This is a genomic window from Mycobacterium terramassiliense, from assembly GCF_900157385.1.
Lineage (GTDB): Bacteria > Actinomycetota > Actinomycetes > Mycobacteriales > Mycobacteriaceae > Mycobacterium > Mycobacterium terramassiliense.
Genome location: NZ_LT717701.1, coordinates 2418397 through 2432405 on the forward strand (window position 1 = coordinate 2418397; position 14009 = coordinate 2432405).

At 69.0% G+C, this 14009-nt stretch carries 4 protein-coding genes; 1 reads left to right on the plus strand and 3 read right to left on the minus strand.

What is annotated here, in order from left to right; translation table 11 throughout:
• Window positions 1-152: 152 nt before the first annotated feature.
• Window positions 153-11267, plus strand: a complete 11115-nt coding sequence (locus MTAB308_RS26120) for a type I polyketide synthase (RefSeq protein ID WP_077103483.1) — start codon at window positions 153-155, stop codon at window positions 11265-11267.
• A gap of 11 nt (window positions 11268-11278) precedes the next feature.
• Here MTAB308_RS26120 and MTAB308_RS26125 read toward each other — a convergent pair whose 3' ends face one another.
• From MTAB308_RS26125 to MTAB308_RS26135, 3 genes are read right to left on the minus strand one after another with little or no spacing between them, the layout of a single operon-like run.
• Window positions 11279-11701 carry a PPOX class F420-dependent oxidoreductase gene (locus MTAB308_RS26125; protein ID WP_077103485.1) on the minus strand — a complete coding sequence of 141 codons (423 nt, stop codon included), beginning with the start codon at window positions 11699-11701 and terminating at the stop codon, window positions 11279-11281.
• A gap of 4 nt (window positions 11702-11705) precedes the next feature.
• The gene (locus tag MTAB308_RS26130; protein WP_077103487.1) at window positions 11706-12812 is read right to left on the minus strand and encodes an acyl-CoA dehydrogenase family protein; all 1107 of its coding nucleotides are present in this window, start codon (window positions 12810-12812) and stop codon (window positions 11706-11708) included.
• 7 nt (window positions 12813-12819) lie between these two features.
• Window positions 12820-13989: an acyl-CoA dehydrogenase family protein gene (locus MTAB308_RS26135; RefSeq protein WP_077103489.1), complete on the minus strand. Its 1170-nt coding sequence runs from the start codon at window positions 13987-13989 to the stop codon at window positions 12820-12822.
• Between the last annotated feature and the right edge of the window lie 20 nt (window positions 13990-14009).

Sequence of the window (14009 nt, forward strand, 5' to 3'; positions counted from 1 at the left end):
CGCTGGAGCCAGTACGCCGGGGGGACTTCCGCCAGGTCTGTTCCTGGGTGCGTGCAGTGAGCGGCCGAGCACGTGGTTCGGAGCAACCACGGCCACGGCGCCGCAAGGGCGCGGGCATCGAATCTTCCGACCGACACGGGGAGGACAACCGCATGACATCCGCCGAAGATCCGATGCGGGGGCCATCGGGTTCTGCGGGCTTCGCGATCATCGGCTACGCGGCGCGGTTTCCGGGCGCCGCGGACGCGGACGAATTCTGGCAGGTGCTGCGGGAGGGCCGGGATGCGATATCGGAGGTGCCCGAGGATCGGTGGGATGCCGACGAATTCTTCGACCCGGATCCCGACGCGCCCGGGAAGGTTGTCACCCGCCGCGCGGGTTTCGTCGACGACGTTACGGGGTTCGACGCGCCGTTTTTCGGGATGTCGACGCGCGAGGTCCGGTTGCTGGACCCGCAGCACCGGATCTTGCTGGAGACGGCGTGGCGCGCGGTGGAGCATTCGGGAACGGCACCAACGGCTTTGGCGAACACCAATACCGGCGTGTTCGTCGGCTTGGCCACCCATGACTACCTGGGAATGGCATCAGACGAGCTGACGTATCCCGAGATCGAGGCCTATATGGCGATCGGGACGTCGAATGCCGCTGCCGCGGGCCGGATCAGCTACCGGTTGGGGCTGCAGGGCCCGTCGGTCGCCGTCGACACGGCGTGCAGCTCGTCGCTCGTGGCGATCCATCAGGCCTGCCAAGCCCTGCAGCTCGGGGAATGCGACCTCGCGCTGGCCGGCGGCGCGAACGTCCTGCTCACCCCGGCGACGATGATCACCTTCTCGCACGCCCACATGCTCGCGCCCGACGGCCGGTGCAAGACGTTCGATGCGGCCGCCGACGGCTACGTGCGCGGTGAGGGTTGCGGTGTCATCGTCGTCAAGCGGCTCGAGGACGCGATCCGCGACGGCGACCGAATTCGGGCCGTGATCCGGGGCAGCGCGATCAACCAGGACGGGGCATCGGGCGGTTTGACGGTGCCGAACGGTGTTGCTCAGCAACGGGTTATCGCCGCGGCGCTGAAGCGCGCCGGAATCGCACCGGCCGACGTCGGATACCTCGAGGCGCACGGGACCGGGACATCCCTGGGCGATCCGATCGAGGCCCAGGCCGCCGGCGCGGCGCTCGGTGCAGGTCGCGAGCCGGGCCGGCCGCTGTTGATCGGCTCGGCAAAGACCAACATCGGGCATCTGGAGGCGGCCGCGGGGATCGCGGGCGTGATCAAGGTCATCCTGTCGCTCGAGCACGAGTTGTTGCCGCCACACCTGCACTTCCGCAATCCGTCGCCGCACATTCCCTGGGATCGGCTTGCGCTGCAGGTCGTGCAGGAGGCCACCCCGTGGGAGCGCAGCGGCCGGCGACGTATTGCCGGGGTCAGCTCGTTCGGGTTCGCCGGGACCAACGCGCACGTCATCCTCGAAGAAGCTCCCGATGCGGTGGATCAGATCGGCCCGCCACCGGCCGCGGTCGAGGCGCCCGGGGACCGACGGTTCAGCCTGCTTCCGCTGTCGGCGCGCACGCCCGCCGCGCTGGTGCAGATCGCCGATCAATACCGCGACTGGTTGAGCGCACATCCGGAGGCCAGCCTGGCCGATGTCTGCTTTACCGCCGGGGTGGGGCGAGCACACTTCGAGCACCGCGCCGCGTTGGTGGTGAACTCGAGGGAATCCGCCGGTGAGTTGCTCGGCGCGCTCGCGGACGACCGCCCCGCGCCCGGTCTGGTGCGCGGCATATCCGACGACACGCCGAAGACGGCGTGGCTGTTCACCGGTCAGGGCAGCCAGTACGCCGGCATGGCCCGCGAGCTGTTCGAGACCGAGCCGGTGTTCGCCGAGACGCTAACCCGTTGCGCAGCCGTTGTCGCAGATCTGCTCGAAAAGCCCTTGCTGGACGTGATTTTCGACACGGACGGCCCGGAAGGCGAAGAGACGCTGCGGCAGACCTCCTACGCCCAGCCCGCCCTGTTCGCGGTAGAGATGGGCCTGGCCCGGCTGTGGCAGTCGTGGGGCTTCGAACCCGGCGTGGTGTTGGGCCACAGCGTCGGCCAGTACGCGGCGGCCTGCGTCGCGGGCGTGTTCGGCCTCGAGGACGGAATGCTGCTGATGGCCGAGCGGGGCCGCCTGTTCGGCAGTCTGCCCGCCGGCGGTCGGATGGTCGCGGTCTTCGCCGCCGCCGAGCGCGTCGAGAGCCTGACCGACGAGTTCCCGAGCCTGTCGGTGGCCGCCTACAACGGTGCCAACACCGTGCTGTCGGGGCCCGCGCAGGATCTGGAGCAGGCGGCGGCCGGGTTGACGGCCGACGGTGTGCGGTGCGACTGGCTGGACACCAGCCACGCGTTCCACTCGGCGCTGCTGGACCCGATTCTCGACGACTTCGAGGTGTACGCGAACCGGTTCGAGTTCGGCTCGCCACAACGGATGCTGGTGTGCAACCGCACCGGTGCCGCGCTCGGCAGGAGCGTGAAACTCGATGGCGCCTATTGGCGCCGCCACGCGCGCCAACCGGTGGAATTCGCCAAGAGCGTGCGCACCCTGGCCGATCTGGGTTGCAAAGTGTTGCTGGAGATCGGCCCGCAACCCGTGCTCACCGCCGCGGCGCTGCGGGCGTGGCCTGACACGGTCGCCGCACCCCGGGCGATCGCGTCATTGCGCCGGAACACCGCCGACCGCCGCCAGATCACCGAAGCCCTCGCCGACGCGTACGTCCTGGGCCACCTGCCCGACTTCGGCGCCGTCTCAGGCCCGGCGCGCAAGCTCGACCTGCCGACCTATCCGTTCCAGCACCGCGAGTACTGGTATCGGGACAATCGGGAACGCCCCAACCAACAACAGAACATCGTCGTGAGCACCCACGCCGTCCAGCTCCTCGAGGAAGGCCGGATCGAGGAACTCGCCACGCTGGTCGACGGTGCGAGCGGCAATCAGCAGACCCTGAGCGTGCTGACAAAACTTGCCGCGCAACACAATCAGCAGCGTAAGACCCAGTCGATCGCGGACGCGCGCTACGAGATTCGCTGGGAATCCGCTGGGCCCGTTTCGGAGGCACCGGACGCGGCGGCCACCTGGCTGCTCGTCGGCGACGATTCGGCTGCGGTCGCACCATTGATCGACGCGCTGACCGCGCAGGGCCACCGGCACCGGATCGTGGGGCTGCCGGTGTCGGACGCGGACGAGCAACGGCTCGAGGCCACGCTGCGCGAAGCGGCGGCAGACGAAGCCGTGCTGCGCATCCTGCACATCGCGGCCCTCGAATCCGACACCGTGCCGTCGATGCGGTCCCTGTTACGCATGCAACACCGAGTCCTCGGCGGAACGCGGCGACTCTTCCGCGCGGCGGTCGCCGCCGAACTGCGCATCCCCATCTGGGTGGTGACCCGCGGCGCGCAACGCGTCACCGACGCAGACGCCGTGTCGCCGGATCAGGCCTGCCTCTGGGGATTCGGCCGCGCCGCCTCGCTGGAGCATCCGCACGTGTGGGGCGGATTGGCGGACTTGCCGGGTGGCCGCGAAACCGAAGTCAAGGAATGGTCGCGGTTGATCGACCAGGTGGTGACGGCGCCGAGCGGCTCGGCCGCCGGCGAAGACCAAGTGGCCGTGCGCGATGACGCGGTCTATGTGCCTCGGCTGGTCCGGCGGGCGGGGCCGCCGGTCGCCACACCGCCGGCGCTGCGCGATGACGCAACGTATCTGGTGACCGGGGGGCTGGGTTCGGTGGGCCTGGAAATCGCCGGATACCTGGCCGCGCATGGCGCTAGGCATCTGGTGCTGACCGGGCGACGCGCGCCGGGCGATGCCGCGCAGGCGCGCATCGCCGCCATCCGCGAACAACACGGCTGCGAAGTCCGGGTTGCGGCGGCCGATGTCGGCGATATGCATGAGGTCGAGCGCCTGCTGGCCACCGTGCACGCCGAACTACCGCCGGTGCGGGGCATCGTCCATGCCGCCGGCGAGATCGGAACCACCCCGCTGCGCACCCTGGATGACGCCGAGGTGGATCGCGTTTTCGCCGGGAAGGTCTGGGGCGCGTGGCATTTGAGCGAAGCCGCGGCCGACTTGCAGCTGGACTTCTTCCTGAGCACCTCCTCGATCGCCTCGGTCTGGGGCGGGTTCGGTCAGACCGCCTACGCGGCGGCCAACGCCTTCCTCGACGGCCTGGCCTGGCGGCTGCGCGAGCAGGGGGTGCCCGGGTTCAGCGTCAACTTCGGTCCTTGGTCGGCGGGCATGGCCGACGAACAGGCGCGCGCCCGACTGGATCAGCGCGGGGTCCGGACGTTGCCTCCGGCCGATGCGCTGGCGGGGATGGCCGACCTCGTGGCGGCTTCGGCAACCCAAGGGGTGGTGGCCCGGATCGGCTGGGACCGCTTCCTGCCCCTGTACCAGCAAGCCGGAAGGCGACCATTCCTGGCGGAGTTGGAGCGCGAGCTGCCCGAATCAGCGCCCGCGGCGGCGTTGTTGGGGCGGTCCGGGAAGACCCAACTGGTCGAGCAGCTCACCAACGCCCCGGTGCAGCAGCGCAAGAAACTCCTCACGGATCACCTGCGGAACGCGGTGGCGGAGGTGACGCGCGTCGATGCCGCGGAAATTCGCGAGGACGCCGGGTTCTTCGATCTGGGCATGGATTCGCTGATGGCCGTCGAATTGCGGCGCCGCATCGAGCAGGCGGTGGGCAAGGAGGTGCCGGCCACCCTGGCGATGGACCACCCCCGGCTGTCCGACGTGGTGGATTACCTGCTGGGCGAGGTGCTTGGTCTCAGCGAGCAGGCGTCGGCGCAGCCGGGGCTCCGGCTTGCCTCGGCGGTCACGACGCGCACCGATGAGCCGATCGCGATCGTCGCGGTGGCGTGCCACTTCCCCGGCGCGCCCAATCCCGAAGCGTTCTGGGACTTGTTGTCCGGCGGTGTCGATGCGATATCGGAGGTGCCCGAGGATCGATTCGACATCGACGAGTTCTACGACCCGGATCCAGAGGCGCCGGGCAAGATCTACAGTCGCTTCGGCGGATTCCTGGACGAGGTCGACGGATTCGATCCGGAATTCTTCGGCATCTCCCCGCGCGAGGCGATCTGGATCGATCCCCAGCAGCGGCTGATGCTGGAAACCGTTTGGGAGGGTCTCGAAAGGGCGGGCTACGCGCCGTCCGCGTTGCGCGGCAGCCGAAGCGGCATCTTCGTGGGGGTGGGCGCCAACGAGTATTCGCATCTGCTGTCCGCGGACTCGGTGGACAAGCTCGAGCCCCAGTTCATCACCGGCAACGCGCTCAATGCGATCTCGGGTCGAGTTGCGTTCGCGCTGGGGCTGGAAGGCCCAGCGGTCGCGGTCGATACCGCGTGCAGCTCGTCGCTGGTGGCCGTCCACCAGGCCTGCCAGGCATTGCATTCCGGTGACTGCGATTTGGCGCTGGCCGGCGGCGTGAACGTCTTGCTGAGTCCGGTGACCATCATCGCCGCCTCACGCGCCAGGATGCTTTCCCCCGTCGGGCGGTGTAAGACGTTCGACGCCTCCGCCGACGGATATGTGCGCAGTGAGGGCTGCGGGATTCTGGTGCTCAAGCGGCTCAGCGATGCGGTACGCGACGGCGATCGGGTTTGCGCGGTCATCCCGAGCACCGCGGTCAACCAGGACGGTGCGTCCAGCGGTTTGACGGTGCCCAATGGCGGTGCGCAGCAACGGCTTATCAGCATGGCGCTGGCCCGCGCCGGTCTTGTCGGCGGGGACGTCGACTACCTCGAGGCGCACGGGACGGGCACCCCCCTGGGCGATCCGATCGAGGTGCAGGCGGCCGCGGCCGTTTACGGCGCCGCCCGCGACGCGGACCGGCCGTTGCTGATGGGATCGGTGAAGACCAACATCGGCCACCTCGAGTCGGCGTCGGGTGTCGCCGGTCTGATCAAGGTCGTGCTGTCGTTGCAGCACGAAATGCTGCCGCAGAGCCTGCACTTCGAGACGCCGTCCCCGCACATCCCGTGGGATTCGCTGCCCGTGCGCGTGGTGGACAAGTCGATCCCGTGGCAGGCCAACGGGAAACCCCGACGCGCCGGCATCAGTTCGTTCGGGTTCACCGGCACGAACGCGCACGTGCTGATCGAGGAGGCGCCGGCGCAACCGGCGACGCCCGACGAGTACTCCACGGGCGACGTCCGTTCCGACGTCGCCGTGGCCTCGGAGTCGGACGCTGAAGAGGAAACGGTCGGCCTGCTGCCGCTGTCCGCGCGGTCGCCGGAGGCACTGGTGGCGTTGGCGCACCGATACGAGGAGTGGTTGAACGCCCACCCCAAGGTGGACATCGCCGATGTGTGCTACACGGCCGGGGTGGGGCGTTCGCAGTTCGAACACCGGGCCGCGCTGGTCGTGGATTCGGTTCAGGGCGCCCGCGAGCTGCTGGCCGAGCTGGCCGAGAACCGGTTACGACCGGGGGTGGTGCGTGGTGAGTGCACGGACCGGCCGACGACGGCATGGTTGTTCACCGGGCAGGGCAGCCAGTACCCGGGCATGGCGCGCGAGTTGTTCGACGCCGAGCCGGTTTTCGCGGACGTCGTGACGCGCTGCGCGGAAGCGGTGGATCCGATCCTGCCGCGGCCGCTGCTGGAGGTACTGTTCGCGACCGACAGGGAAACCGCGGAAACGGTGCGGCACACGTCATTTGCACAGCCCGCCCTTTTCGCAATCGAGATGGGCCTGGCTCGCCTGTGGCAGTCGTGGGGCGTCGAGCCGGACGTGGTGCTGGGGCACAGCGTGGGCCAATACGCCGCGGCGTGTGTGGCCGGGGTTTTCAGCCTCGAGGACGGGGCGCGGCTCATGGCCGAGCGCGGCCGGCTGTTCGGCAGCCTGCCCGAGGGTGGGCGAATGATGGCGGTGTTCGCCGACGCCAAGTATGTCGAGGAGATCGCCAACGAGTTCCCCCATGTGTCGGTCGCCGCCTACAACGGCCCCAACACCGTGCTGTCGGGACCCGGCGCGGATCTGGAACAGATCGTCGCCCGGGGTGGCAACGACGGGATCCGGTGCACCTGGCTGGAAACCAGCCACGCCTTCCACTCGGAGTTGCTGGAGCCGGTGCTCGATGAATTCGAGTCGTACGCGGCGCAGTTGCAGTTCGCCGTGCCGACGTTGCCGCTGGTCTGCAACCGCACCGGCGCCGTGCTGACCGGGGAAACCCCACTCGACGCGCAATATTGGCGGCGGCATTCCCGCCAGCCGGTGCAGTTCGCCGAGAGCGTGCGCACGGTGGCGGCGCTGGGCTGCTCGGTCTTGATGGAGATCGGTCCGCAGCCGGTTCTGACGGGGGCCGCGGTGCAGGTCTGGCCCGAACATCTGGCCGCGCCGCGGGCGATCGTCTCCCTGCGCAAGGGCATCGCCGACCGCCGCCAGATCGCCGAGGCGCTGGCCGGGGCCTACGTCAGCGGGCATCGACCGAGCTTCGCTGCGCTGCACCGGCAACCGCGCCGCAGGCTCGAACTGCCCACCTATCCCTTCCAGCGGCGCAGCTTCTGGCCCAAGACCTCCGGCGTCCCCGGCCTCGACGGCCAGGGCGCCTCCGTGTCCGGAATTCTGGGTGGTGCAAAAGATCTCGCCTCGGGCGACTGCGTGTACACCAGCCGGCTGTCGGTCAAGTCGCAGCCGTGGCTTTCCGATCACGTGATCTATGGCACCGTCGTCGTCCCGGGGGCGACGTACGCCGCGATGGCACTGGCCGCCGTCGGGACGCCGGGACGGGTGCAAGACGTCTTTTTCTACGAGCCGATCATCCTGCCGGAGAAGGCCTCTCGCGAGGTGCAGCTGACGCTGCATCCGCTGGAGGAGGGCTCGCAGAACGGGGAGGCCTGGAGCTTCCGGGTGCACAGCCGCCCATACGGCGCCCGTGATGCCGAATGGTCGCTAAATGCGGACGGCACCGTGCACACGGGCGCGACTGGCTTCGACGCTGAGCCGTCGCCCGGTCCGGGGGAGTCCACGGATTCCGTTGACGCGGCCATCGAGCGGATGAACCGCATGCGTCCGCAAGAGCTCTTCGACACCTTCGCCGACATGGAGCTGGCGTGGGGGCCCAACTGGTCCGGTTCGTTGAAGTCGCTGTGGCTCGGCGAGGGTGAGGCGATCGGCGATCTCACCGTCGGCGACGAACTCGCCGAGCACCTCGGAAGCGAGCCAATGCATCCGGTGCTGCTCGACCTGTGCACCGGCGTCGCCTTCCCGGCGTTCCCGGCGCTTCTCGCGGCCGAACAGGGCGTGAGCGATCTGTTCTTGCCGCTGCGCTACGGCGCGGTGGAGCTGCGGGAGAAGATGCCCAAGCGGTTCTATTGCCGCGCGAAGTGGCACACCAGCGCCCTGGACGGCGAAACCCAGGTCTTCGATCTCGACTTCGTCGATCGGGATGGGCGGCGCCTGGGCGGGATTCGCGAGTTCACGGTCAAACGCGCGCCACGCGAGGCGTTGCTGCGCGGGCTTGGCGGCGATGCCACCCGGCTGCTGTATGCCCTCGGCTGGCACGAGGTGCCGCCGCCGGCACCGAGCGGTGATGTCGCCGGCGCCGGAAACGCCCTCGGCACCTGGCTGATTGCCGGCTTCGAGGAGCTGGCGGCCCACGTGCCGGGCTGTATCTCCTTTGACCGGAACCCGGACTCGGAGCCGCTGGGGCAGCTGCTGGCGCAGGCCCACGAGCGCGGTATGCCGTTCTCGGGCATCGTCTGGCGCGCCACCGGACCGGGTGCGCAAGAGTCGAGCGCCGAGTCCGTCGCGCGGGTGGAGTCCGAAATCGCCCACCTGCTCAGCGCCGTGCACACCCTGCAGGCCGATGGGGCGATGAAACTTCCGGGCGGGTTGTGGATTGTCACCGAACGGGCCGTCGCGACCGAATCCGGCGAAGCCGTCGACCCGGTGCAGGCGGCGCTGTGGGGACTCGGTCGCACCATCGTCAACGAGGAACCGGCCCTGCGCTGCAGGATGATCGATTGCGACGGATCGGAGCAGGCCGTGCACTCGCTGGCCGGCCTGCTCGGCGAACCGTTTGACGAACCCGAACTCGCTGTGCGCCAAGGGAAGTTCCTGGCGCCCCGGTTGTTGCAATGGTCGCGCAGCGGTCATCTCACGATACCCCGGGCAGCCGATTACGTGCTGGCGCCCACCGAACGCGGCGCGATCGATAACCTGCGCTTGACCGAGACGGAAGTGTCGCCACCGGAGGACGGCTATGTGCAGGTGCGGGTGGAGGCCGCTGGGCTGAACTTCCGCGATGTGCTCAACGTGCTGGGCCTCTACCCGGGCGATCCGGGCCCCATCGGTGGCGACTTCGCCGGTGTCGTCACCGAATTGGGCGGCGGCGTCACCGGACTCGAGGTCGGTCAGCGCGTCTACGGTTTCATGCAGGGCGCGTTTTCCAGCCGGTTCAACGTGCCGGCCCAGCTGTTGGCGCCGATTCCCGCTCGCGTGAGCGCCGTGGACGCGGCGACCATTCCCGCCGCGGCGCTCACGGCCCGGCTCGCCTTCGACTGGGCGCAGCTCAAGCCCGGCGACCGGGTGCTCATCCACGCCGCCAGCGGTGGCGTCGGATTGGCCGCCATCCAGATGGCCCAGCAGCACGGCGCGACCGTCTTCGCCACCGCCAGCACCTACAAGCGCGCGACGCTGCGCAGGCTGGGTGTGGAACACGTCTATGATTCGCGCACAACGGATTTTGCCGACCAGATTCTCGCCGATACCGACGGCGCCGGCGTCGACGTGGTGCTCAACAGCCTGACAAACGAGGGCTTCGTCGAAGCGACCGTGCGGGCCACCGCCCAGAACGGGCGCTTCGCCGAGATCGCGAAGCGGGACATCTGGACCCCGGAGCAGATGGCGGCAGCCCGTCCCGATATCGCCTACGAGATCGTCGCGCTGGACACCGTCACGCTGCAGGAGCCCGAGCGCATCCGCGGCTTGCTGGGTGAGGTGTCGGCCGGGTTGGCCGACGGCGAGTGGGTGCCCCTCCCCGCCGAGATCTACCCGCTGACCGAGGCGAAGACGGCGTTTCGCCGGATGCAGCAGGCGCGGCACATCGGGAAGATCGTGCTGCGGATGCCGAACCCGCTGCAGCCGCGCGGCGATCGGAGCTACCTGATCACCGGTGGGCTCGGCGCGATCGGCCTGCACACGGCGTCGTATCTGGCCCAGCTCGGCGCGGGCGACATCGTGTTGACCAGCCGGCGCGCGCCAGATGCCGACGCGCAGCGCGTGGTCGAGGACATCACCGAGCGCTACCGGTGCCGTATCCACACCTTCGCCGCCGATGTCGGCGACGAGGCGCAGGTCGAGAAGCTGCTGGAGCGGATCCGCGCCGAGTTGCCGCCTCTCGCGGGCGTGGTGCATCTGGCGGGCGTGCTCGACGACGCGCTGCTGCCGCAGCAGAGCCTGGAGCGCTTCCGGACGGCGTTGGCGCCCAAGGCGTTCGGCGCCTGCTATCTGGACCGGTTGACCAAGGGCGACGATCTCGACTTCTTCATCGTGTCGTCCTCGGTGTCCAGCCTGCTCGGTTCACCGGGCCAGGCCAACTACTCGGCGGCCAACGCGCTGCTCGACGGGTTGGTCGCCCGACGGCAGGCGCGGGGCTTGCCGGCAACCGGCGTCAACTTCGGTCCCTGGGCCAAGGGGGGGATGGCGTCCTCGGAGGCCGCGCGCGCCAATATCGGTGCGCAAGGCCTCATTCCGCTGGAGCCCTCGGCCGCCCTCAGCGCCCTCGCCGAGGCCGTCGCCAACGGGGCCGCGCAGGCGACGGTCATCAAGGCCAACTGGCAGCGTGCCGCGAAGGTGCTCGGCAGTTCTCGTCCACCGATTCTCGACCTGGTGCTGCCCAGCGCGGTCACCGAGGCCGCCGGTGACAGCGAACTGCTCCGGCAACTGCAGGAGATCCCGGTGGCCCAGCGCGCCGTTTTCATCACCGAATTCCTGCAGCGCGAGGTGCAGGGCTTCCTGCGGCTCGCGCAACCACCCGCCGCAACCAGCCGGTTCCTGGACCTCGGTACCGATTCGCTGATGGCGGTCGAACTCCGCAACCGGCTGCACAGCCAGTTCGGCGGCGCGTTCACGATCAACGCCACCGCGGTGTTCGACTACCCGACGATCGGAGGCCTCGCCGAGTACCTCGCCGCGCAGCTGCCGGAAGCCGACGCGGACACGCCGGAGGTGGAATCGGTTGCAGCACCGGAGGAGCCGAGCCCGGAAACGGTGGCGGGGCCAGAGCCGAGCTGATGCCCGGCGGGTCAGTCGCTGATATCGAATCCGGCGATGACCTTGGTCGGGCGCAACCGCACCGCCAGCTCGCCGGGAACGGCGTTGCGGCGGCCGAACTCCTCGGCGCGGTCGGCGCCCATGTAGCGGGCACCGGTTCGCGTCGCGATGTCCAGCACGTCCTGCGGGTCCTCGCTCACCGATGCCAGGCCTTGCACCTGGACGAACGAGTACGGCGGGGGGGGGTCGTCGACACAGATCACCACCCGTGAATCACGCGCCAGCGCACGGCCTTTCGAGGTGTCCCGTCCGGTGGTGAACGCCAACTGGCCGTCGTCGACCACGAACCACACCGGGGCGACCAGGGGCCGGCCGTCGGCGGCGACGTAACCCAACATTCCGGTGCGGGTACCGGCCGAGAGGAACTCGATGACCTTGTCGGACAGCTCGGCCATCGGCTTACAGGCGGGCCAAGTCGTAGTCGCCGAGGTGGTCGATCAGATTGTGCAGGTGGTCGCCCGAGGTGCCGAGCGTGTGCTCGATCGCGGTGAGCCGCGCGGCGTAGTGGCTGACCGGATACTCGGCCGTCACGCCGATTCCGCCGTGCATCTGGATGGACTCCTGCGCAATGTGCCGCCCGGACCGGCCGATCTGGACCTTGGCACGCGAGGCGACGACCGGGTCCAGGTTGCCGTCGGCGATCGACATCGCGGCGTACAGGCTCATGCTGCGCGCCAATTCCAGCGACACGTACATGTCGGCCGCCCGCTGGGTGAGCGCCTGAAACTTGTTGAGCGTGACGCCGAACTGCTTGCGCGTCTTGAGGTAATCGGTGGTCAGGCGCAGCGCTTCCTCCATCGCCCCGACGGCTTCGGAGCACAACGCCGATTGGATGCGCACCATGGCGTCGCGGATGGCCCCCGAGGCGTCCGCCGCTTCGCCGAGGGGCTCGGCGGCCGCGCCGTCCAGGTCGATCTGGGCGCCGCGCTGACCGTCGAACGTCGGGTAGGGGTGCCTGGTCACGGCGGCCGCGTCGACCAGGAACAGGCCGGTGCCGCCGTCGGGCAACGCGGCGCTGACCACCAGCGCGTCGGCGCAGTCACCGGCGAGCACCGGGTTCTTGCGCCCGGTGAGAGTCCATGAATCGCCTTGCCGCACAGCTTGAGTGGTGACCGCGGCGGTCGGTTTGCGGTGCCCCGGTTCCAGGTGGGCGAATGCCAGCAGCCGTTGACCCGCCGCGACCTCGTCGAGCTGTTGTTTCTGGTCGTCGCTGCCCAGCTCGGCGATCAGCGCTCCCGGTGCCAGCGCACCGTGCAGGATCGGTTCGGGGGCCAACCGGCGGCCCACCTCGGTGAGCACCACCATGATCTCGATCTGCCCGGCCTCCTCCGGCTCGAACCCCAGGCCCAGGATCCCGGTGTCGGCGAGCTGGCTCCAGACCTCGCGGCTCCAGCCGAGATCGGAGCCGATGACCTTATTGCGGCTCTCCGGGTCATAGCTGCGCGACAGCAGGTCTCGGGTCGTGTCGCGCAGCAGGGCCTGCTCATCGCTCAACTGAAAATCCATGACTGCCTCACAATCCGAGAATGGTGGACGCGATGATGTTGCGCTGCACCTCGCTGCTGCCGCCGTAGATCGACGTCTTGCGGTAGTTGAGGTAGTGCGGGGCGCTGTGCTGCGCCCAGTTGGGAGAGGCGATCTGGGTCGCTCCGTCACCGTCGACCGGCAGCGCGTCCGGGCCGGCCACCTCGACGAGCAGCTCGGTGGCGATCTGCTGCAGTTGGCTGCCGCGCAGCTTGAGCACCGACGACGCCGGGTTCGGCTGCCCGTCGGCGGAGTCCGAGACCACCCGCGACTGCGTGAGTTCCAGCGCCAGCACCTCGTTCTCGGCCTCCGCGAGGCGCGCCGCGAACAGGGGGTCGTCGAGCAAACCGGTCTCGGTGGCGCGCTTTTTCACCTCGGCGAGGCGCACCTTGGTGCGCCCCACCCCGGCGATGCCGGTGCGTTCGTTGCCCAGCAGGAACTTCGCGTACGTCCAGCCCTGATTCTCTTGCCCGACAAGCTGATTGGCGGGCACCCGGACATCGGAGAAGAACAATTCGTTGATCTCCTGCCCGCCGTCGATCGTCTTGATGGGCCGCAGCGTGATGCCCGGCGTCTTCATGTCGAAGAGCAGAAACGAGATGCCGGCCTGGCGCTTGGGCGCTTGCGGGTCGGTGCGCACCAGGCAGAAGATCCAGTCCGCGTACTGGCCGAGCGTCGTCCAGGTCTTCTGTCCGTTGACGACGTAGCTGTCGCCGTCGCGGACCGCGGTGGTGCGCAGCGACGCCAGGTCCGAGCCGGCCTCGGGCTCGGAGAAGCCCTGGCACCACCAGATGTCGAGGCTGGCCGTCGGCGGCAGGAAGCGTTGTTTGATCTCCTCCGAACCGAATTCGGCGATCACCGGGCCGACCATCTTGGTGTTGAAGTTCAACGGCTCGGGTACGCACGCCAGTTGCATTTCGTCGGCCCAGATCTGGTGCTGGGTGGGCGTCCAGTCCTTGCCGCCCCATTCGACCGGCCAGTTCGGCACCGCCAGCCCATGCTCGTGCAGGATCTTGTGGCTGGTGACGATGTCCTCGCGGCGCACCGACGCCGTCCCGGCGCGCACGCGTTCGCGCAGCTCCTCTGGGATCTTCGTGGTGTAAAAGGTGCGGAGCTCATCGCGGAACGCGGCTTCCTCCGGTGTGAGCGCCAACTGCATGGCAGCCTCCTTTGGTCGGG

What these genes read in the sequence shown, in the direction of transcription:
- MTAB308_RS26130 (WP_077103487.1), bottom strand. Translation starts at nt 12,812, where the DNA reads ATGGATTTTCAGTTGAGCGATGAGCAGGCCCTGCTGCGCGACACGACC.
- MTAB308_RS26120 (WP_077103483.1), top strand. Translation starts at nt 153, where the DNA reads ATGACATCCGCCGAAGATCCGATGCGGGGGCCATCGGGTTCTGCGGGC.
- MTAB308_RS26125 (WP_077103485.1), bottom strand. Translation starts at nt 11,701, where the DNA reads ATGGCCGAGCTGTCCGACAAGGTCATCGAGTTCCTCTCGGCCGGTACC.
- MTAB308_RS26135 (WP_077103489.1), bottom strand. Translation starts at nt 13,989, where the DNA reads ATGCAGTTGGCGCTCACACCGGAGGAAGCCGCGTTCCGCGATGAGCTC.